The 21,267-nt window shown below is 38.4% G+C and carries 15 protein-coding genes and 3 pseudogenes; 5 read left to right on the forward strand and 13 right to left on the reverse strand.

What is annotated here, in order from left to right; genetic code table 11:
• Nucleotide 1: 1 nt before the first annotated feature.
• Entirely contained in the window at nt 2–1,840 is a 1,839-nt protein-coding gene (gene glmS, locus J536_RS07810; protein ID WP_032062533.1) for a glutamine--fructose-6-phosphate transaminase (isomerizing), read from the forward strand.
• A gap of 243 nt (nt 1,841–2,083) precedes the next feature.
• On the opposite strand, the pseudogene J536_RS07815 reads toward glmS, so the two are convergent.
• Nucleotides 2,084–2,378, reverse strand: a pseudogene (locus tag J536_RS07815) (hypothetical protein).
• 720 nt (nt 2,379–3,098) lie between these two features.
• Here J536_RS07815 and J536_RS07820 point away from each other — a divergent pair.
• From J536_RS07820 to J536_RS0104245, 3 genes are read left to right on the forward strand one after another with little or no spacing between them, the layout of a single operon-like run.
• On the forward strand, nt 3,099–3,809 hold the full coding sequence (locus tag J536_RS07820) for a hypothetical protein (RefSeq protein WP_002119196.1): 711 nt from the start codon (nt 3,099–3,101) through the stop codon (nt 3,807–3,809).
• 6 nt (nt 3,810–3,815) lie between these two features.
• Complete coding sequence (locus J536_RS07825) at nt 3,816–5,759, forward strand: carbamoyltransferase C-terminal domain-containing protein (RefSeq protein WP_032013280.1); 1,944 nt, start codon at nt 3,816–3,818, stop codon at nt 5,757–5,759.
• A 16-nt stretch (nt 5,760–5,775) separates the two neighbouring features.
• Nucleotides 5,776–6,261, forward strand: coding sequence for a GNAT family N-acetyltransferase (locus J536_RS0104245; protein WP_032062535.1), 486 nt, complete (start codon nt 5,776–5,778; stop codon nt 6,259–6,261).
• Nucleotides 6,262–6,344: 83 nt separating this feature from the next.
• On the opposite strand, the pseudogene J536_RS25660 reads toward J536_RS0104245, so the two are convergent.
• From J536_RS25660 to hutC, 9 genes and pseudogenes are all read right to left on the reverse strand, one after another.
• Nucleotides 6,345–7,131: pseudogene (locus J536_RS25660) on the reverse strand (IS3 family transposase); the annotation flags it as partial.
• Nucleotides 7,132–7,183: 52 nt separating this feature from the next.
• Nucleotides 7,184–7,712, reverse strand: a pseudogene (locus J536_RS26110) (glutamate racemase); the annotation flags it as partial.
• Between the two features lie 95 nt (nt 7,713–7,807).
• On the reverse strand, nt 7,808–8,728 hold the full coding sequence (gene hutG / locus J536_RS07830; RefSeq protein WP_017398981.1) for a formimidoylglutamase: 921 nt from the start codon (nt 8,726–8,728) through the stop codon (nt 7,808–7,810).
• A 10-nt stretch (nt 8,729–8,738) separates the two neighbouring features.
• Nucleotides 8,739–9,944 (reverse strand): imidazolonepropionase, encoded by a 1,206-nt coding sequence (gene hutI, locus J536_RS07835; RefSeq protein WP_032062539.1) that lies wholly within the window; start codon nt 9,942–9,944, stop codon nt 8,739–8,741.
• Nucleotides 9,945–9,995: 51 nt separating this feature from the next.
• Complete coding sequence (locus J536_RS07840) at nt 9,996–11,408, reverse strand: amino acid permease (RefSeq protein ID WP_032062541.1); 1,413 nt, start codon at nt 11,406–11,408, stop codon at nt 9,996–9,998.
• Nucleotides 11,409–11,472: 64 nt separating this feature from the next.
• Complete coding sequence (gene hutH / locus J536_RS07845; protein ID WP_000421598.1) at nt 11,473–13,011, reverse strand: histidine ammonia-lyase; 1,539 nt, start codon at nt 13,009–13,011, stop codon at nt 11,473–11,475.
• An 87-nt stretch (nt 13,012–13,098) separates the two neighbouring features.
• Nucleotides 13,099–14,766, reverse strand: coding sequence for a urocanate hydratase (hutU, locus tag J536_RS07850; protein WP_014207979.1), 1,668 nt, complete (start codon nt 14,764–14,766; stop codon nt 13,099–13,101).
• A 260-nt stretch (nt 14,767–15,026) separates the two neighbouring features.
• Nucleotides 15,027–15,602 (reverse strand): HutD family protein, encoded by a 576-nt coding sequence (locus tag J536_RS07855; protein WP_032062543.1) that lies wholly within the window; start codon nt 15,600–15,602, stop codon nt 15,027–15,029.
• Complete coding sequence (gene hutC, locus J536_RS07860) at nt 15,599–16,351, reverse strand: histidine utilization repressor (protein WP_014207981.1); 753 nt, start codon at nt 16,349–16,351, stop codon at nt 15,599–15,601. Before hutC ends, J536_RS07855 begins: the two co-directional genes overlap by 4 nt.
• 355 nt (nt 16,352–16,706) lie before the next feature.
• Between hutC and J536_RS07865 the strand changes: the two genes are divergently transcribed.
• Nucleotides 16,707–17,819: an acyltransferase family protein gene (locus J536_RS07865; protein WP_032062545.1), complete on the forward strand. Its 1,113-nt coding sequence runs from the start codon at nt 16,707–16,709 to the stop codon at nt 17,817–17,819.
• A gap of 33 nt (nt 17,820–17,852) precedes the next feature.
• Here the strand turns inward: J536_RS07865 and zigA are convergent, their stop codons facing one another.
• The 3 genes from zigA to J536_RS07880 form a co-directional block, all read right to left on the reverse strand.
• Nucleotides 17,853–19,118 carry a zinc metallochaperone GTPase ZigA gene (gene zigA, locus J536_RS07870; RefSeq protein WP_025464153.1) on the reverse strand — a complete coding sequence of 422 codons (1,266 nt, stop codon included), beginning with the start codon at nt 19,116–19,118 and terminating at the stop codon, nt 17,853–17,855.
• A gap of 142 nt (nt 19,119–19,260) precedes the next feature.
• On the reverse strand, nt 19,261–19,947 hold the full coding sequence (locus tag J536_RS07875) for a D-Ala-D-Ala carboxypeptidase family metallohydrolase (protein WP_005804352.1): 687 nt from the start codon (nt 19,945–19,947) through the stop codon (nt 19,261–19,263).
• A gap of 164 nt (nt 19,948–20,111) precedes the next feature.
• Nucleotides 20,112–21,267 (reverse strand): amino acid permease (locus J536_RS07880; RefSeq protein ID WP_032062548.1); only part of this gene is annotated, 1,156 nt, incomplete at its 5' end.

Here is a 21,267-nt window from a genome sequence, read left to right on the forward strand (position 1 = left end):
TATGTGTGGTATCGTCGGAGGCGTTGCACAACGTTGTGTAACCGAGATTTTACTTGAAGGTTTAAAACGTCTTGAATACCGCGGTTATGATTCTGCGGGTGTTGCTTTACTGAATAACCAACAAATTTTACGTGAGCGTCGTGTAGGTAAAGTTATCAATCTTGCAGAAGCTGTCGCTGAACACCAAATTGCGGGGGCTATCGGGATTGCGCATACCCGTTGGGCAACACATGGTAAACCAACTGAAAACAATGCTCACCCTCATATGTCAGGTAAGGTCGCTGTAGTCCATAACGGTATTATTGAAAACTATCAAGAATTAAAAGACGACCTTCAAACTTTAGGTTACGTTTTTACTTCTCAAACAGATACTGAAGTTGTTGCACACTTAGTTGCTGAAGCATTAAAAAGTACAGATAGCCTTTTAGAAGCTGTTGAAACTGTTGTACCTCAGCTTAAAGGTGCTTACGCGCTAGGTATTATCCACAGCGATTATCCAGATGAACTCATTACTGTACGTGAAGGTTCACCACTCGTGATTGGTGTAGGTATTGGTGAAAACTTTATTAGTTCAGACCAACTTGCACTTTTGCCTGTAACTAACCGCTTTATGTACCTAGAAGAAGGTGATATTGCACGTCTTACTCGTACTTCAATTGAAGTATTTGCAAATGGCGAACGCGTTGAGCGTCCAGTACGAGAGCTTGATGCAACCGTAAGTAGTGCATCAAAAGGTGAATACAAACACTACATGCTCAAAGAAATTTATGAGCAACCAGAAGCAATCAAGCAAACAATTTCTCAAGCGCTTGATGGCAATAGCTTACGTGATGATTTCTTGAAAAATGCTGATGCAGATTTCAATAAAATTCAAAGCGTACAAATCATTGCGTGTGGTACAAGTTATCACTCAGGAATGATTGCTAAATATTGGTTTGAGCAACTGATTGGCGTGCCTTGCCAAGTTGAAATCGCAAGTGAATTCCGCTATCGCACTCCTGTAATTGTTGAAAATACACTTTATATTTGTATTTCACAGTCAGGTGAAACTGCTGATACTTTAGCTGCACTACGTGAAACTCAAAAACGTGCTAAAGCAAACAATATAGATATTCAGACTTTGACTATCTGTAACGTTGCGACGTCTTCAATGGTTCGTGAAACTGATCATCACTTATTGACGCTTGCTGGTCCTGAAATTGGTGTTGCTTCAACTAAAGCGTTTACGACTCAGCTTGCTGCACTTATGTTGTTAATCTTGAAAATTGGTCAAGTGAAACAACGTATTAGCCCTGCTCTGCTTGAAGAAATTACACGTGAGTTATGGCACAGCCCGAAAGTTATTCTTGATACGCTTAAGTATGATCCAGAAATTTTGCGTTTGTCTGAATTATTCGTTGAAAAAAATCACTGCTTATTCTTAGGCCGTGGTACGAATTATCCAATCGCATTGGAAGGCGCATTAAAGCTAAAAGAAATTTCATATATTCATGCCGAAGGCTATGCAGCTGGTGAGTTAAAACACGGTCCATTAGCACTTGTTGATAATGAAATGCCGATCGTGATTCTTGCTCCAAATGATGAAATGCTTGATAAGCTAAAATCGAATATGGAAGAAGTTCAAGCACGTGGTGGTGAGCTATTTGTTTTCGCTGATGAAAATAGCGGAATCAATGAAAAAGAACGTCAACACGTTGTGCATATTCCAGCAGTAAACGAATGGCTAGCTCCAATTGTTTATAGCGTACCAGTTCAGTTGTTGTCGTATCACGTTGCTGTATTACGTGGTACAGACGTTGACCAGCCACGTAACTTGGCGAAGTCAGTAACTGTAGAATAATAATCAGACATACTATCTATGCCATAAGGGGTCTAGATCGCTTCTGTTGATTAGGAAGCCCGATATGCATTAATTGCCTATCGGGCTTTTTTATTGCGTTCATACGACTACGCAGACGCTTTTGCGTGTAAGAAAATCTAGTTTGATAGTAGAAAACTTCCCTAGGACCCTGTGTCACAACGGACTTTTACTTTTGCGCTGATTTAAAGTTTGAGAGATCATTGCGACACAGAGATAAAGGAGCTAAGCGAACTTAGCCCATTTCATTTTTATCGCAGCGTTGAATGCTGCTAAACAAGTTAGGGGCAAAGCCCTGTGGGAGAACAGGACTTTGCAAACTGGTGTGTTTTAAACGTTGCACGATTTGAGGTGAATACAGTTGCGCGAGCTGTTGGCAAACACAATTGCAACTGGCTTGCATGTGTTCATCTGACAAACAAATTCTTTTAAATTCCTGCTGAGCGTTCGCATCATCATTTGTAATACTGTAAGCACCGACCACAAGGTTTAAAAACAATATAAATTTATGAAGTTTCATATTATTCTCATGATTATTTATATCTTTAAATAAAATATTATTCGTTTAAATATTAAAATAATTTTTTAAATAATAATTAATCCTCCCACAAAAACAGGAAAACAAAATAATTAAGATTATAAAATAAAAATAATTTATATATTTAAAAAATCATGATATAGAAAATCCAAATTTTAAATAAAATAATTAATTGTGAAAGAAAATGAGTTTGAATAATGGCATGGCCAACTCCTTAAAAATGGAGTCCTACCACAATATTTAAGTGAAGAGGCGGAATTATTAAAAAAAACTGTCTAACTGTTCCTAAAAAAGCACATAGATGGAATATTGCTAGTTCTGAGTCAAAAAAATTTTTTAATAGCAGTAGTTTTCAAAATTTTATCAAAACAATTTTCAAAGAAAATAAAATAAAATTTAATGGAAAGGTTAATAGTAATTATAATTTTTATAATGAAGGTGAATTAGCATATCCACATATAGATATTGAAGATTTCTGTATAAACATGATTATTATGCTAAAGCATAATTACAATATAAATGATTCATCAAAATTAATTTTATATCCAATGTTATCAGATCCCATAGAATTAAATTTAAAACCAGGTGACTATATAATATTTTGGGCAAAAACAACTGTACATGCAAGAACTACTTTAAAGGAAGGAGAGGAAGTATGCATTATGTCCTATGGCTTCCCATTAAAAAATTTGGAGATATTAAATGGTAATTGAAAGTTTTGCTGAATCAATTTTAAAAATTAAAGATAAACTTAACTCTAAGGAGTTAGCCTTATTAAGAGGAAGTTTATCTATGGCTATCCAGGAAATATGTCCAAATGGAGTATTACCAAAGAATAATGAAGAACTATCCTTATTCAAAGATTATGCATATTTGATCTCAAGAATTCAAAATCATAATAAAATTTCTGAAACCGGGGTTAATTACTTTGGAAGACCTAGCTTCATGACTGATAAATTGCTAAATCAGCTTATTAATGAAGCAAAAAATGAAGTACGACCAAGAGCAATTAAACAAATTGGACATTATTTAAGATTAGGAGGAACTATTGCAGATAGAATTGCATTGTCAAATGAGCTAAATGAACTTGTCACTACTTATACTACGCAATCAACTCCAACAGGAATAGCAAGCTATTTATTTTATGAGAAAGTTGGAGATGGATTGGCTGCGCATGTAGATACAACAAGTTTCTCGATAAATGTAAATATAAATCTATGGCATGAAGCAGTGGGAAATAAAAATTCTTTCTTATATGCATTTGATATTAATGGAGAAAAAATGAGAAAATATTATTTCAAGCCTGGAGAAATAATGATTACTTATGGTGATTCCATAGTACATGGAAGATCACAACTATCTGTTAATGAGTCAATTGGAATTTTAACAATTGGATTTACTCCTAGAGGATAAATAATAATGGGACTATCATTAGGAATTCATTTAGGACATCATGCTTCATTAGCATTAGTTCAAGATGGTACGCTTATAGCAGCTACACGATTAGAACGAATAACCAGAATAAAAAACTTCGTTTGTCATGGTTTATCAAAGAGACTAGAAATAAAGAATTTTTTAGAATCTTTTGGATTTTCAATCGAACAAGTTGATATTATTGTGTCTTCTTTTCAGGGTACTGCAAGAGGAGGTGTAGGATTTCAGCATTCGGTTATAGAAGAGGATTTTGATGATTTTGATCCCTATTCAAATAATCATTACGTTATTTCACATCATTTAGCTCATGCTTATTGTGCTTCAAGTTATGCACCTAAAAAAGAAATTTGTGTATTAGTATCTGATTATGCTGGATCAGCTACTGAAGAATTAAAAGATTATGAAATGAAGTTTTCGGAATGGTATAATTCAATAATTAAATGTAAAAAACCAGTCAAACTTAAATCTGAAAATTTAAGTATTTATAAAATTAAATTAGGTGAATACTTTGATTTAAAATATAGAGAAAGCCAAATTCCTCACCCTAATAACTTTTCAATAATTCAAAGTGTTGGAGCCTTATATGAAAATGTTAGTAGATTAATTTTTAATAAAGAGGGGCAACATGGCTCCTTGATGGCCCTAGCAGCCTATAACAAACGTAAAGAATTAATAAAAATTTTTGAAGAAGAAGATGGAGAAATCATATATCATAATAATTGGCAACAGATGCTATATAAATTACCCTCAAATAATAATGATCAATTTACATTAACAGATGAAACTAAATTTTATTTGGCAGATAGTTGTCAAAATGCTGCAGAAAATATACTTTTACATTATGCAAAGAAAGCATCAGAATTAATAGGTTTAAAGGATATCGCATTAGCAGGCGGCTCTTTTCTTAATATTTTAGCTAATTCTAAAATCTATAACAGTAGTTTTTTCGATAGTGTTAGTTTACCAAGTGCGCCAAATGATGCTGGAATATCAATTGGTTGTGCATTTTGGGGTGCAGTTAAACTTAAAGATCAAGTTAACAAAGTTACAACGGATAGGCTTGGCATCAAATATGAACTAGATATAGATATTTTAAATAAAGAGCATAAAAATTTCATTTTATTCAAAAAAACGAATACCCATGAAGTAGCAAAATTAATATTCGATGGGAAAATATTTGCTCGTTGTTCAGGTCGCTCAGAGTTTGGCCCAAGAGCACTTGGTGGACGAAGTATATTAGCCTCTCCACTATTGGATAGTACAAAAAACAAATTAAACAAAATAAAGAAGAGACAGTCATGGAGACCAGTTGCACCTATTATTCTAAAAGAAGAAATAGGAAATATCTTTCACGGTCCCTTAAATAGCTCTTGGATGACGTTCTCATATAATATATCTGATAGTAATCTAAGAAAAATGCCAGCTTTAGAACATCCAGATAATACGACAAGATGCCAAACGCTAGATTATGAAGATGATCCTTGGTTATATGATTTAATAACAAAATTTAAAGAAATAACAGGTTTTGGCGTATTAGTTAACACATCTTTCAATGGTCCAGATGAGCCTATTATAGAAAATTATAATCAAGCAATAGATTGGTATCTAAAAAAATTTGATGTTGATTATTTATTAATAGATAACTACTTAGTCGAAAGAAACAATTATTTCACCGAAGCAATAAGAGATAATAAATATAGAATTAATAAGAATATTTTTATACTTAAAAAGTTTAATGATGGATCCCTCAATTTAAATGATGATCTCATTCTAAGCTTAAATGATATTTCTTTAATAATTAAAGAAGATCCTCTAAAAAGATTATTTTTGTTTAATCAACCATTAAATTTTAATGACAAATTATTTGATGATAAAAATTCAAATCTTCATTTTGAATTATATAATCTATTTATATATAAATTTTTTTAATTAATGAGGTTTTATCATGAATAGTTTAAATGTATTTTTATTGAGTATCAGTGATGCAGAAAATACTTTTAATTACCTGCAGGATGATGAATTATATTTGTATATTCCAGATGTTAAGTATGAGAATATACAACAATTGAGAAATAGGTATCAATCTTTAATAGATGGATCTCATAATCCGAACGAAGAGTGGATGAACTGGATAATATATAGTGACTTTCATAAAAATTACCCAATTGGTACAATTCAAGCTACAGTATTAAAAAATGAAAAAAAAGCTTATGTAGGTTATGTAATTTATAAAAAATATTGGAACCAAGGTTATGGATATTCTGCTTTGCAATGGCTTGAAAATTTTTTAAAAGAAAAAGATAATGTGCAGTACCTAGAAAGTTATGTTGATCCTAGAAACATATTTTCTATAAAAATTCTCGAGAAATCAGGTTTTATAAAAACTCATGAAGAAGATAATGATTATGTTTATAGAAAACAAATAAAATAATTCGACAAAGTGCCTTTTTTACAAAAGCACTTTTCATTCGTCGTATCGTGTGATGGCAAATTAGTGTCCTCATAGACCTTAAATTGGTCTATTCTATGGCTGGTTTGCCTCCTACAATACGACGGCTAAATAGATCCAGCATCACACATAAATACAACTAACCTTCTTTGATCCAAATATATGTAATGTCTGTTGTCTATACCCGAACCCGATTCGGTTTTGTGGCTGTAAATTGGCGATCCAATAAATTGGGAGTTGTATGCAAACGATGATTTGAATCTGTCGTATGCTTATATTTGCATGAAATCTTACTGCATAACCCAAGATGTTTAAGCATTCTTCCTACCATACGTTCACTCATGCTGTAGCCCAGATCATGCATGTCATAAACCAATGACGGTGCGCCCAAACGAGCATGAGGTTGCTAATATACTGCTTTTAAATCCTTATATTTCTGAGCATTATCAACTCGTCGCTTGCGCCAAGCATAATAACCAGCAGCGCTGACAGCTAAACATCTACAGGCTGAAGAGATAGTGACTTTCTTGTTCATCGTTAAATCCGCAATTACCGTGTACTTTTCGAAGTTTGATCTGCGGTCAGAAAGTACACATGCGTTTTTTTAGAATATCATTCGCTTCACTAAGCTGTTTGACTTCTTTTTCTAAATCCAGAATACGTTGTTGCTCTGGTGTTAGTTGTCGTTTGCTGGCACCAGCCACTTTTATTTCACGTATCACGTACCCGTTTATCTAGCGTTTAATAACCCACACCCAACTTCCTAGCTATGGCAGCTAATGGTTCATGTGAATTTGCCAGCACATACTCTATCGCTTGTTGCTTAAATTCAGTGCTAAAGCGTTTCGCCATTTCTTATATCTCCGTAGTTAGCTTTAGAGGGACTTTGTGTCCATTATTTTGCTAGGATCATATCAACCTTTTGTCCTAACAGAGAATCCAAAATATTTTTAAATAGCTTTTAACTTCAGCAGTGTGTGCTTTAGTATTTTCAATTTTTTCGGCCAGGCCAATACAGGGCAGTAAAGACACTTTGATATCTTTTGCGTAAGTTTCAATTAAATTTTCTAAATTTTTTCCTTTAACGCTGGTTTCAGTTGCCAAAACGATAATATATTTACTTAAGGTTATTCCTACAGCTAGTTTTACCGCAGGTTATATAGCAGCAATAAGTGGAATACTAATTTTGCGCTCTAGTCGTTTCAATCGCTCCCGCAGTCATTATATTATAAGCAACAATAATCGTTTTGTACTTCCCGTTATTTATAATGATTTGAGATTAAGTAGGTATTTCTTGAAACAATCCAATCGCTATTTTTATCTCCATAGGGAATATATTTCGAGTCTGCAAAGGAAATAATATCTTCATTAGGAAGGGTCTGCCGAATGTGCTTAATAAATAGAGACAATCCTCCTAGACCAGAATCAATCATTCCTATCGGGCTATTCTTCTAGTTCATTATTTTTTACACTCTTTTAAGTCAGGCCTTAAGTAAAGACCTGACTCAAAAGTATATTCTTTAACTTATTAATTAAAGAAGTATTGATAAACAATATACGCAGCCAGTTTTGCTGTTCGATTGTCCAAATCAAATTTTGGATTGCACTCGGCAATATCTAAAAGTTTGATTTTGCCAGTCTCTTGAATATGCTTAAAAATTGCTTCAAAAGTGGCTAAATCAATTCCTTTTACGGCTGGCGCACTGACCCCCGGGGCAACCGCAGCCGCGAAGACATCTAAATCAATCGTAATGTACAAACAGTCTACTTTTTCAATAAAAGCATCAACCGCCGCGAGCACGTTGTTTAGGTTAAAAATATTAACCTCATGATCTCTTAAATATGAACAATTCAGCGCATCGGCTGTATCAAACAAAACTTTAGTATTGGCATGGTTGGCGACCCCAATACATAAATAATTAAATTGTTTTTGATGCTGTTCTGAAAGTCGAGCTGCCTGTAAAAATGGTGTTCCAGAGGTGGCATGTTCAGCTTCACGTAAATCAAAGTGGGCATCAAAATTAATAATGCCTATTTTTTTATCTGGCGCGTGGGCTTGTACATAGTGGAACAGACCACTAAAGCTGCCAAAGGCAACCTCATGTCCACCGCCCAATACAATCGGTTTTAAACCATTTTGTAAGCTATTTGCGACTTGCTCTGCCAACTCGGTTTGCGCTTGCTCTAAATTCTCAGATTCACAGGTCACTGTACCCAAATCGAGAATACTGACTGGACGATGAATCGGTAAATTAGCCAGTTGTGTACGAATCGCATCTGGTGCATCAGCAGCGCCGACTCGGCCTTTGTTACGTTTCACGCCTTCATCAGAGCTAAAACCAATCAGGGCAAATTCAGCAGGTTGGGTTTTGTTCATGATATGGTGAATACGTTGGTGTGCTTCACCCTCGCCATCATGGCGGCCTTGCCATTTAAATGTGTGATTCATATGCCACCGTCTAAAAAATAACTTCTTGTCCATGCTGAACGACTCGCTTAGGCAAATCTCCGCCCAGCCAGTAAACTATTTCAGATGGATGCTCAATATCCCAAGCCACAAAGTCAGCGACTTTACCCTGCTCTAAACTGCCGTGTGTTTGCTCTAAACCGAGCGCTTGTGCAGCATGAATGGTGACACCCGCTAATGCTTGCTCAGGCGTTAAGCGAAAAAGTGTACTGCCTATGTTGAGCATTAAACGTAAAGAAAGTGCTGGAGATGTACCCGGATTTAAATCACTCGACAGCGCGATACGCACGCCATGTTTAATGAGACTTTCAATCGGTGGATATTGTGTTTCACGTAATAAATAAAACGCGCCCGGCAATAACACAGCAACCGTGCCCGACTCTGCCATGGCTTTAACATCATCTTCAGCCATGTACTCTAAATGGTCGGCTGACAAAGCATGATAACGTGCTGCCAAGCTTGAACCGCCTAGTGATGAAAGCTGCTCAGCATGGAGCTTAACGGGTAGACCCAAAGATTGTGCCGTTTTAAAAACACGTTCGACCTGAGCAGGTGAAAATGCTAAATGCTCGCAAAATGCATCAACTGCATCGACTAAACCTTCCGCATGCAGTTTAGGCAACATTTCTGTACAGATATGCTCGATATAAGCATCGCTTTGGTCTTTGTACTCTGGCGGTAACGCATGTGCAGCCAAGCAAGTGCTTTTTACCGTCATTGGTAAAGCTTCACCAATTTGACGAATGACACGCAGCATTTTGCGTTCATTTTCGTAATTGAGTCCGTAGCCAGACTTAATTTCGATGGTGGTTAAACCGTCTTGTTGCATACAACGAATACGTTTAAGTGCTGAGCTTAGTAATTGTTCTTCGCTTGCTTCACGCGTTGCACGCACTGTACTGGCAATGCCGCCACCGCTTGCTGCAATTTCAGCATAGCTCACACCTTGCAAGCGTTTTTCAAACTCAACACTACGGTTGCCACCAAAAACACTATGCGTATGACAGTCGATGAAACCTGGGGTTACCCAAGCGCCATTTAAGTTAACTGTTTCGGAATAAGTGTCGGCAGGAAGTTGTTGTTGTTTTCCAATCCAATGAATGAGATGCCCTTCTGTGACGATTGCAGCATCTTCAATGTAGGAATATTGCCCATTTTGCATGGTCGCAATGTGGCAATTTTGCCAAAGTTTTTTCATTCGCCTTTCCTCAAAACTGCCCAATAGTTAAACCATTGGGCAGTTGACTTGTTAGCTTTCTATCTCGATATTTTGCGGAATTGAATTATTTTGCTTTCCCGAATTTTGCTGAGGTTTGACCCAAATACGATAAGCGATCATTAACAGAACAAGCCATGTGATTCCCACATAAATTGCAGGGCGTGAATCTGGGAAATACCCCATCATGACTAAAATGAATACCATAAAACCAATTGCAAACGCAGGAGCATACGGCCAACCAATAACGGGGAAATCCAATTCCTTAATTTCAGCAGTAGACAACTTACGGCGCATCGCGACTTGCGAAAGCAAGATCATGAGCCACACCCAAACGGTTGCGAAAGTTGCAATTGAGGCAATGATCATGAATACATTTTCAGGAATCAGGTAGTTCAGCACTACACCAATTAATAGCACGCCAGCCATAACCACTACAGTCATCCATGGCACACCATTACGTGATAATTTCTGAAAAACTCGAGGCGCTTGACCACGGTTTGCCATGCCATAAAGCATACGACCAGCACCAAATACATCACTATTAATCGCTGAAACTGCTGCCGTAATAACAACAATATTTAAAATTGTAGCTGCTGATTGAATGCCTAAATTCTCAAAAATCTGTACAAATGGACTACCTTGGCTACCAATTTGATTCCATGGGAAAATCGACATCAGTACAAAAATGGTTAATACGTAAAACAGTAAAATACGAACCGGAACTGCATTAATTGCTTTTGGTAAAGTGGTTTTCGGATCTTGTGATTCACCTGCTGTAATACCAATAATTTCGATACCACCGAAAGCAAATACAACCACAGATAAACATGCAACTAAGCCTGCAATCCCATGCGGCATAAAGCCATCATAAATCCATAAGTTTTGAATACCCGGTACCACACTGCTATGGTCAGCATGGAAGCCGTAGAACATTAAACCGATTCCACCTAAAATCATGGCAACAATAGCGCTCACCTTGACAATAGAAAGCCAAAACTCGAGTTCGCCAAAGACTTTAACGTGAATGAGGTTAATTGCACCCAAGAACATAATCAGGGATAAAATCCAGATCCACCGTGGTACATCGGGATACCAGAACCCCATGTAAATACCAAAAGCAGTGACATCAGCCAACGCCACAATGATCATCTCAAAAACATAAGTCCAGCCTGTCGTAAAGCCAGCCAATGGACCAATGTACTGTGATGCATAGTGGCTAAATGAACCAGAGACAGGGTTTTGGACAGCCATTTCACCCAATGCGCGCATAACGATATAAATTGCAATCCCTGCAACGATATACGCCAGTAATACTGAAGGCCCTGCCATTTTAATTGCAGTTGCCGAACCATAGAAAAGCCCAGTTCCAATTGCTGAGCCCAATGCCAAGAAACGAATGTGGCGGGTGTTTAAACCCCGCTGTAGTGTGGAGTTTTGTGACATTATAATCTCCAATCCTTGAGGATATTTAGTTAGATTCGGCCACTCCATGTGACCGTTTTATCAATCACACTTCAGATAAACTAGGGAGCAGTTTTGGAATAATTAACTCGTTTAAGCAGCCGCTTGAGAGTAATTCACTTGCTTGCTCAATATCAGGAGCAAAGAAACGGTCTTCACTGTAGTAAGGCACTTGAGCGCGCAAGATTTTACGAGCTTGTTCAAGTTTAGGCGAGCTTTTTAGGCCTTCACGGAAGTCTAGACCCTGACAAGCGCCTAACCATTCAACAGCTAAAATGCCACGGACGTTGTCAGCCATATACCAAAGACGTTTACCCGCATTCGGAGCCATTGATACATGGTCTTCTTGGTTGGCAGAAGTCGGTAAGCTATCAACACTTGCTGGATGAGCAAGCGCTTTGTTGTCACTTGCAAGAGCAGCAGCGGTTACCTGAGCAATCATAAAGCCCGAGTTAACACCACCATTTGCCACCAAGAACGGTGGAAGTTGCGACATGTGACGGTCCATCATCATTGAAATACGACGTTCAGACAATGAACCAATTTCTGCAATTGCTAATGCTAAATTATCAGCCGCCATTGCAACAGGTTCTGCATGGAAGTTACCACCAGAAATCACGTCACCTTGTTCAGCAAAAACAAGCGGATTATCAGATACAGCATTTGCTTCAATTTCTAATACTTCAGCAGCCTGACGGATTTGGGTTAAACATGCGCCCATCACCTGTGGTTGGCAACGTAAAGAGTATGGGTCTTGAACTTTGCTACAGTCTTCGTGTGAATGTGCAATTTCACTCGAGTCTGTTAATAGATCACGATAAGCCGCAGCCACATCAATTTGGCCACGTTGACCACGTACTTCATGAATACGCGCATCAAATGGTGCACGTGAACCCAGCATTGCTTCAACGCTTAAGCCACCACAAACAGTTGCAGCGGCAAATAAATCTTCCGCTTCAAATAAGCCGCGTAAAGCATAAGCCGTTGAAACTTGTGTACCATTTAAAAGTGCTAAACCTTCTTTAGCTGCTAAAGAAATTGGTTCTAAACCTGCAACTTTTAAAGCTTCAACTGCTGGTAACCATTCACCTTTATAACGCGCCTTACCTTCACCAAGTAACACTAAAGACATGTGTGCAAGTGGTGCCAAGTCACCTGAAGCGCCTACTGAACCTTTCAGTGGAATGTGTGGGTAAACTTCGGCATTAATTAAAGCCAACAAAGCATCAATCACTTTACGGCGAATACCAGAGAAACCACGCGCCAAGCTATTTGCTTTCAATAGAATAATTAAACGAACCATTGCATCATCAAGTGCTTCACCTACACCTGCTGCATGCGAAAGAACCAATGAACGCTGTAATTTTTCTAAATCTTCAGGAGCAATTTTGGTTGAAGCAAGTAAGCCAAAGCCTGTATTAATGCCGTAAGCTGTACGTCCTTCATTTACAATTTTCTCAACGCAAGCCACGCTTGCATTAATTGCAGATGAAGCACTTTCATCTAATTTAACTTTGATCGGGTTGAGGTACGCTTGACGTAAATCGGCTAAGGTTAGTTTTCCCGGTTGGATTAATAATTCCATGTTGGCTTCCTAATTTTTTGCACTATATTCTGCTGAGACGGTGCTTTTCACAATTGCAAAAAGCACCGCCAGTTCTTCCGTGTATTTTTATTGCGTGATCATTGGCAAGTGTAGGCCTTGCTCTTTCGCACAGTTAATTGCAATTTCATAACCTGCATCGGCATGACGCATAACACCTGTTGCAGGGTCATTGGTCAGTACACGAGCAATACGTGCAGCAGCTTCATCTGTACCATCACACACAATCACAACGCCTGAGTGTTGAGAGAAGCCCATACCTACACCACCACCGTGATGTAAAGACACCCAAGTTGCGCCGCCTGCTGTATTAAGCAACGCGTTTAATAAAGGCCAGTCTGATACTGCGTCTGAACCGTCTTGCATTGCTTCAGTTTCACGGTTTGGACTCGCAACCGAACCTGAATCTAAATGGTCACGACCAATCACAACTGGTGCAGACAATTCACCGCTACGAACCATTTCGTTAAATGCCAAACCAAGTTTTGCACGCAAGCCTAGACCAACCCAACAAATACGCGCTGGTAAGCCTTGAAAGCTAATACGTTCACGTGCCATGTCTAACCAGTGATGTAAATGTTCATCATCAGGAATTAACTCTTTAACTTTGGCATCTGTTTTATAAATGTCTTCTGGATCACCAGAAAGCGCTGCCCAACGGAATGGACCAATACCACGGCAGAACAATGGACGGATGTATGCAGGTACGAAGCCTGGGAAATCAAAAGCGTTTGCTACACCTTCTTCTTTCGCCATTTGACGGATGTTATTACCATAGTCAAATGTTGGAACACCCATTTTTTGGAAATCAAGCATCGCTTGTACGTGCTTCGCCATCGACTGTTTTGCAGCTTTTACAACAGCTTCCGGTTCAGTTTTCGCACGTGCACGGTATTCATCCCAAGTCCAGCCTACTGGTAAGTAGCCATTAAGTGGATCGTGTGCACTTGTTTGGTCAGTCACCATGTCTGGACGTACACCACGACGTACCAGCTCAGGTAAAATTTCAGCAGCGTTACCATGAAGCGCAATTGAAATTGCTTTACCTTCTTTTGTATAGCGGTCAATACGCGCTAAAGCATCGTCTAAGTCAGTCGCTTGTTCATCTACATAACGCGTACGTAAACGGAAATCGATACTTGCTTGTTGGCATTCAATGTTTAAAGAACACGCACCTGCAAGTGTTGCAGCTAAAGGCTGAGCACCACCCATACCGCCTAAACCAGCAGTAAGCACCCAACGGCCTTTTAAATCACCGTTGTAATGTTGGCGGCCTGCTTCAACGAAAGTTTCGTAAGTACCTTGTACAATACCTTGGCTACCAATGTAGATCCATGAACCTGCTGTCATTTGACCATACATAGCCAAAGCTTTTGCATCTAATTCGTTGAAGTGTTCCCAGTTTGCCCAGTGCGGTACAAGGTTTGAGTTTGCAATTAAAACGCGAGGTGCATCTTTATGAGTTTTAAATACACCTACTGGTTTACCTGATTGAACCAATAAAGTTTCGTCAGTTTCAAGATTTTTTAAAGTATCTACAATTTTGTCGAAACATTCCCAGTTTCGTGCTGCACGGCCAATACCACCGTATACAACCAACTCTTTCGGGTTTTCTGCAACGTCCGGATCAAGGTTATTCATCAACATACGTAATGGAGCTTCAGTTAACCAACTTTTAGCCGTCAATTCAGTGCCGCGTGGCGCACGAATTTCTACATCACGAAATTTTGTTGTCATTGTTGTCACAGGCGGACTCCTTCCTTTGAGCTTACATCAGCAGAACATCACTTGTTTCTGCATTTGTATAGTAATGTATTAACTTGTATATACATCCATATACTACACAAATATTTTTCGGCGTGAAGAGGGTGACTGATATTTTTTTAATAAAATTGAATAAGCTTATGAATTAAATTAATTTATTTTTATATCAGGCATAAAAAAAGCACATATCTTTTAAATCGATACGTGCTTTTTAAGTAGTAAATTATATTGTTTTATCGTTGAATTAGCTCCATGACATAGCAACTTTTGAGTTGTTTTTTGGGAAAACTAATCGATGTCACGCCAGCGTTTTTCTCAATTTTTAGTGTTTCTTGAGCAGCAAGCTGAAGGGAATGATCATCAACGTTCACTTCCGTTTCACTACCCTGATTAAAAATGAAAATCAGGTCTGCCGAACTGATAAATGCCTGCTCCGCTGCATCATTCAACCACTGAAAACGGACATGATACTTTGCAGGATCATAAATTAGATTTAAATCCCGAATTGCACCGCCTACCAGTTCACTTTGGACCTGACTTTCACCGTCAAAAGCAAAAATATCGCCCTGTTTCAGATTTTTGGCAGGAAGATCATCGACATGCAGTACCATGCCCTGTCCATCGAGTACGCTAATAATACGCTGCTTATTGGGAAATAGCGAAAATGGCCCAGAAGTGGTCACATCTGCCATCGAAATACGCCACTCAAAGTCGGCATCACCTTGGCTTCTGGCAATTTCTAAAGTAAAACCTGCACCATTTTTCCAAAGCATTTTTGTATATTGATCGGCCCTGATCAATTCAATCATGGGTTAAATTTCCCTTCGAGATAGTAGCGGCTACCCGGATAGATCAAACGCGCACTTGAAATGAGTTGTTTATTTGACCATGTACGACGGCGAATCAGTAAGCATGGCTCAGCTTTAGTAATCTTCAACCACTTACACTCTTGAGGAGATGCTAAAACGGCCTCAACAATATGCTCACCTTCTGACACAGGTGCTTTTGCCATGAGGTAAGCATTCGGGGTAATGGTTTTAAAATCTTGTTCTAAATAATCTGGAATCAGTGCTGCATCAACTAAACGATCTTCGACCTGAACAGGTACATCATTTTCATAATGCACAATAATCGAATGAAATAATCTTTGCCCTTCACGAGTCTGCATTAACACGCTTTGCTCTGCATTTGCATAAACTTGTTCTAGGACTAAAACTTCAGCGTGGTGCTTATGGTTTCGTGCAATAATCTCATCAGCAATATTATTAATTTGAAAAAGTGCAGTTCGGCCTTGCCCTTCAGCTACGAAAGAACCAACGCCCTGAATTCGAACGAGTAAGCCTTCTGTTGTTAACTCACGTAGCGCACGGTTTACCGTCATGCGGCTACAACCGAGTTGATTAACGAGTTCACTTTCCGAAGGAATTTTTTTATTTACAGCCCAAGAGCCTTCATAAATCTTTTGTGAAATCAGCTGTTTTACACGTTGGTATAGAGGAACTGGACTATCAGCTTCAATCGAAAGCTCAGCATGTTCTTGTTTTGATGTTCTGGGCATAACTAATTACTCAAAAAAGGCAGCAGGCAAAAACAGTATTTTAGTTGACATGCTATGTATATACAACCACATACAACATGTTAATTGATGGATTAAATAGATTTTAAAAAGTTTAAAAAATAAACATAGCTCGATAAGAGCTAATTTAAAGTTTTATGTAGAAAAATTCAAATATATAAATGCTTTATAAATATTTATTTAATAATTATTTCTGCTATGCCTTAGCTCAATTCAAAGAAGCAAAAATGTAGTCTTTTTTGGTTTACGAAATGCTGCTTAAAATTTTTATTTAAAATAACTGATCGATAGTATTCTTCTGCCACACAGTATATTAATAAAACTGGAAGCACATCGAATGCGTAATTATAAAATAGATATTCTGCGTGGAATGTCTATCCTGTTGGTTCTTTTACATCATTTTAATATTCCCTATAAACTTAAAGATACATGGTTAGGCTTTGATTTCTTAGGTGAAGCATTTAGCACAGTCATCGCAAGAAACGGAAATTATGGTGTTACCATGTTTTTTGTGATTTCGGGTTTTTTAATCACTCATCACACTTTAAAAAGAGATAAACAATTTTCCGCAATTAACCTCAAGCATTTTTATATCCGCCGGGCAGCGCGTATTTTGCCGTGTCTGATATTACTCATTTTAGGGGTAAGCATACTCGGTTCATTTGACTTAAAACCCTTTATGAACCAAGCACCGAATGGCATTGAAGTCTCTTATCCTTTAACCATATTTGCAGCTTTAACCTTCTGGATGAATATCCTGATTATTAAATTCGGTTGGGTAAACTACGCTTTGGGAGTGCTGTGGTCGCTCTCTGTGGAAGAAGTTTTTTATTTTGTTTTTCCATTATTGTGTCTACTCACGCGCAGTAATAAGGTCTTTATTGCTGTGCTAATTGGAGTCATTTTATATGGGCCTTATTTTAGATCTCTGCATTTTGGAGAAGAAAGCGGCGCTTATTTATATCATTATTTTTCAAGTTTTGATGGTATAGCGGTGGGCTGTTTAACTGCCATTTTTTCTCATAAATATCAGCCAAATTGGTCCTATAAAAAACCTCTTTCATGGTTGATTATTTTGAGTATGACCGCTCTATATTTATATGCACCAATTAAAGAAGTCAGTACATGGGGTATCAGCTTATTTGCTTTTGCTACAGGCTTACTTATTTTGTGTTTTCAGCATCCTTCCGAAACGCAAGCGCATAACTTATTTACCAAAGTGATGGTCTGGTTAGGGCAAAGAAGTTACGAAACTTATTTGTTTCATCTGGTTGTATTGGGCCTTATGAAAGTTGCGTTTATTCCTGCTCAAACCGACTCTAGCATCAAAATTATGCTTTTAATTGGCTATTTGGTTCTGACTTTTATCATCAGCGCAGCGATTGAAAAATATTATTCCACACCGCTTAACAGCTACATTCGAAAGGTTTTTATTAAAGACAAATCATAAAAATAAGCCCCTTTAAAATAGGGGCTTATTTAATTAAGCGATCAACATGGTTTCATCTTCTTGTTTAAAAGGGTTAGACCAGCTCTGCCAAACTTGTGGCCCTAAAGCCATTTCTTCATCGCTTAACAAGCAACGATCTAAGCGCTGTATTAACGCTTGCTCATCCATTTGCATACCAATTAAAACCAGTTCCTGACGCGCATCACCTGTGCGGGCATCCCAGTTTTTCTTAATTTGTTCAATGCTGGCTAGGTCACTCGGCCAGTCTTCTTCTGCAACGGCGGCCCACCAATAACCTGCCAAGCCATGTCGAGCCATTGCTCCCGCTTGTGACCATGAATAAGCCAATGTCGGTTCAGCAGCCAACCAGAAAAAGCCTTTAGAACGCACGACTCCCGGCCATTCAGCCTGAACCAAATCATAAAAACGCTCTGGATGGAAAGGTCGGCGAGCGCGGTAAACAAAGCTGCTGATTCCATACTCTTCAGTCTCTGGCGTATGCTCGCCGCGTAACTCTTTTAACCAGCCCGGTGCTTGTGCGGCTTCATCAAAATCGAATAATTGCGTATTTAAAATTTTATCTAAGGCAATCTTTCCAAATTGAGCAATTTCAATTCGGGCACGCGGGTTTAATGTTTTTAAAATGGCGATAAGCTGGTCTTGCTGAGCTTGGTCAATCAAATCAATTTTATTCAGCACAATCACATCACAAAACTCGATTTGATCAATGAGAAGATCGACTACAGTTCTTTCATCTTGCTCACCTAATGATTCGCCACGTTGTTGCAGTGAGTCAACTGAACTGTAATCTTTAAAGAAGTTAAAAGCATCGACTACCGTGACCATGGTGTCGAGTCGAGCGAACTCATTGAGTGAGTTTCCATCTTCATCTTCAAAGGTAAAGGTTTCTGCCACAGGCAGCGGTTCAGAAATGCCAGTTGACTCAATCACCAATTGGTCAAAGCGCCCTTCGTCGGCTAAACGTCTCACCTCAACCAATAAATCTTCTCGTAGCGTACAACAGATACAGCCATTACTCATTTCAACCAGCTTTTCATCCGTTCTTGAAAGCTCTGCCCCACCTTCACGTACTAATGCAGCATCAATATTCACCTCAGACATATCATTGACAATCACGGCAATACGGCGGCCTTCACGATTATTTAAAATATGGTTGAGTAATGTGGTTTTTCCTGCACCTAAAAAGCCTGATAAAACAGTGACGGGAAGCTTGGCAAATGAGTTGGCGATTGCAGTGCGCATGGCTTGATCTCTTCGAATAATATTTAAACTGATCATGGCTGGCCATCTAGGTATGGCCAGATCACAGGCGTAATCTATTTCTAAACCACAATAATGTTATGTTATAACATAACTATTGATCAAGTTTTTATTCCGCTTTTATTTAAATCAATTTACTTAGTCGTTGAAAAAATTGCTTTTATAGTCCCTGACAAATTGAGGTTCTATAGTGATGGTCAGGCCCCCATGCACGGAATCCTTGGCTATCAATATGAATTTGTCCTGAAGCATAAACACCTAGTCCCATCTTAAGCGCTTGACCTTTTGTCGCCCAGAACTGACAAAGTTTGGTTTTAGTTTGCTGAATATTGAACTGGTCTAAGTCGCTGGGCTGTTCTGGCCCAATTCTAAAATCAAGCGCTGCATTAAAGACATGTCGAGAAGCATCAGCACCACCTGCACAGCGGTTTAGAGACAACGCCCGGTAGACCGAAGTCACTTCAAAATCATTAATTACGCCATCCTCAACTAACGCTTTTAAAATGCTAAGCGTCGGAACAATATTGGACCAAATCTCCCGTGGTGGCACCGCGTAAGGCTCAACTCCACATTTTTGCCAATCGCGAGCTGAGCTTAATAATTCATGGTCTGGAACTAAATTGGCAAGCCCTTTTTGCTTAAGAAATTGCTTGTAAGCTTGTACAGCCTGTCGATGGTCTGCTGAAGCTAACCACGCAACATACGCCTCGGGTTGAGACTTTATTTTGACCACTGGTTTTGTAGGTTGAGGTAAAGGTGTTTGGGTATGCAGAGGGGTTGTTGGCTTGGGTGTTTGAATGCTACATGCTGTGAGAGATAAGAAAATTAAACCGAAATAACGCTTCATAAATATGCTCTATCTTCACCAAAAATGGGAAAATTGCTCATCATTAAATTAATGAAATGTTATATTATAACAATAATAAAATCCTTTAATTTCTGTTGCTAAATTTTAAAAATAAAAAAAGGACGCCTGTCAGACGTCCTTTTTAGATACAACTCAATAATTTATTAAATATCTGCTTCTAAGGCAGGTACAGACTGCTCAGCTTTTAATTTTCGGCGTTTAAATTGGTAAGCCACCATCAAACACAAGATCCAGCCAGGAATCATCATGACCGCAACACGCATATCTGGTGTTAAAGACATCACGACCAAAATACCCAGCATAAACAGTATGCATAGATAGTTGCTAAACGGATACATAAAGCTTGGGAACTTCGTTGTTTGCCCTTGGCGCTGCATATATTTGCGGAATTTTAAATGCGTCCATGAAATTACAACCCAGTTAATTACAATCGCTGCAACCACCAGCATCATGAGTAAACCAAATGCTTTTTCAGGGAAAATATAATTTAACAGTACACATAAAATAGTGACTGCCGCAGAAAGGATCACTGCATTGGTTGGAATACCGCGTTTATTAATACGTGCAAATACTTTTGGTGCATTTCCTTGTTGCGCAAGGCCTAACAACATACGGCTACTGCAATAACTTGTCCCGTTATAAACTGAAACAGCAGCAGTCAAAATCACAAAGTTTAATAACGTTGCAATTCCTTGGCTATCTAAAGAAGCAAATACCATCACAAACGGGCTTCCGCCTTGTGCCATTTGGTTCCATGGGAACAGCGAGAATAAAACAAAAAGCGTCGCAATATAGAAAATCAAAATACGGTAAATAATTTGATTCACAGCTTTAGGTAAAGTTTTATCAGGGTCACGTGCTTCAGCTGCAGTAATACCGAAAAGCTCAATACCACCGAAAGCAAAAATAATGACTGCCATTGCCATGACTAAGCCTTCAACACCAAACGGGAAGAAACCGCCAAGTGCCCAGAGGTTTGAAATGCTTGCCTGTGGACCTGCTGTGCCTGTTGCAAGTAGATATGAACCAAAGCCAATCATTGCAAGAATCGCTAAGATTTTGACAATAGAAAACCAAAATTCCATTTCGCCAAAAAACTTAACGTGTAGCAAATTAATGCCATTAATTAAGACAAAGAAGGCTAAAGCAGATGCCCACGTCGGGATTTGCGGCCACCAATATTGAATGTAAAGACCAATTGCGCTTAGTTCTGCCATACAGACGAGTACATTGAGTACCCAATAGTTCCAGCCAGACATAAAACCCGCCATTTTGCCCCAATATTTGTTCGCAAAATAA

This window comes from Acinetobacter sp. 809848 (genome assembly GCF_000581275.1).
Classification (GTDB): domain Bacteria; phylum Pseudomonadota; class Gammaproteobacteria; order Pseudomonadales; family Moraxellaceae; genus Acinetobacter; species Acinetobacter pittii.

What these genes read in the sequence shown, in the direction of transcription:
- glmS (WP_032062533.1), top strand. Translation starts at nt 2, where the DNA reads ATGTGTGGTATCGTCGGAGGCGTTGCACAACGTTGTGTAACCGAGATT.
- J536_RS07820 (WP_002119196.1), top strand. Translation starts at nt 3,099, where the DNA reads ATGGTAATTGAAAGTTTTGCTGAATCAATTTTAAAAATTAAAGATAAA.
- J536_RS07825 (WP_032013280.1), top strand. Translation starts at nt 3,816, where the DNA reads ATGGGACTATCATTAGGAATTCATTTAGGACATCATGCTTCATTAGCA.
- J536_RS0104245 (WP_032062535.1), top strand. Translation starts at nt 5,776, where the DNA reads ATGAATAGTTTAAATGTATTTTTATTGAGTATCAGTGATGCAGAAAAT.
- hutG (WP_017398981.1), bottom strand. Translation starts at nt 8,728, where the DNA reads ATGAATCACACATTTAAATGGCAAGGCCGCCATGATGGCGAGGGTGAA.
- hutI (WP_032062539.1), bottom strand. Translation starts at nt 9,944, where the DNA reads ATGAAAAAACTTTGGCAAAATTGCCACATTGCGACCATGCAAAATGGG.
- J536_RS07840 (WP_032062541.1), bottom strand. Translation starts at nt 11,408, where the DNA reads ATGTCACAAAACTCCACACTACAGCGGGGTTTAAACACCCGCCACATT.
- hutH (WP_000421598.1), bottom strand. Translation starts at nt 13,011, where the DNA reads ATGGAATTATTAATCCAACCGGGAAAACTAACCTTAGCCGATTTACGT.
- hutU (WP_014207979.1), bottom strand. Translation starts at nt 14,766, where the DNA reads ATGACAACAAAATTTCGTGATGTAGAAATTCGTGCGCCACGCGGCACT.
- J536_RS07855 (WP_032062543.1), bottom strand. Translation starts at nt 15,602, where the DNA reads ATGATTGAATTGATCAGGGCCGATCAATATACAAAAATGCTTTGGAAA.
- hutC (WP_014207981.1), bottom strand. Translation starts at nt 16,351, where the DNA reads ATGCCCAGAACATCAAAACAAGAACATGCTGAGCTTTCGATTGAAGCT.
- J536_RS07865 (WP_032062545.1), top strand. Translation starts at nt 16,707, where the DNA reads ATGCGTAATTATAAAATAGATATTCTGCGTGGAATGTCTATCCTGTTG.
- zigA (WP_025464153.1), bottom strand. Translation starts at nt 19,118, where the DNA reads ATGATCAGTTTAAATATTATTCGAAGAGATCAAGCCATGCGCACTGCA.
- J536_RS07875 (WP_005804352.1), bottom strand. Translation starts at nt 19,947, where the DNA reads ATGAAGCGTTATTTCGGTTTAATTTTCTTATCTCTCACAGCATGTAGC.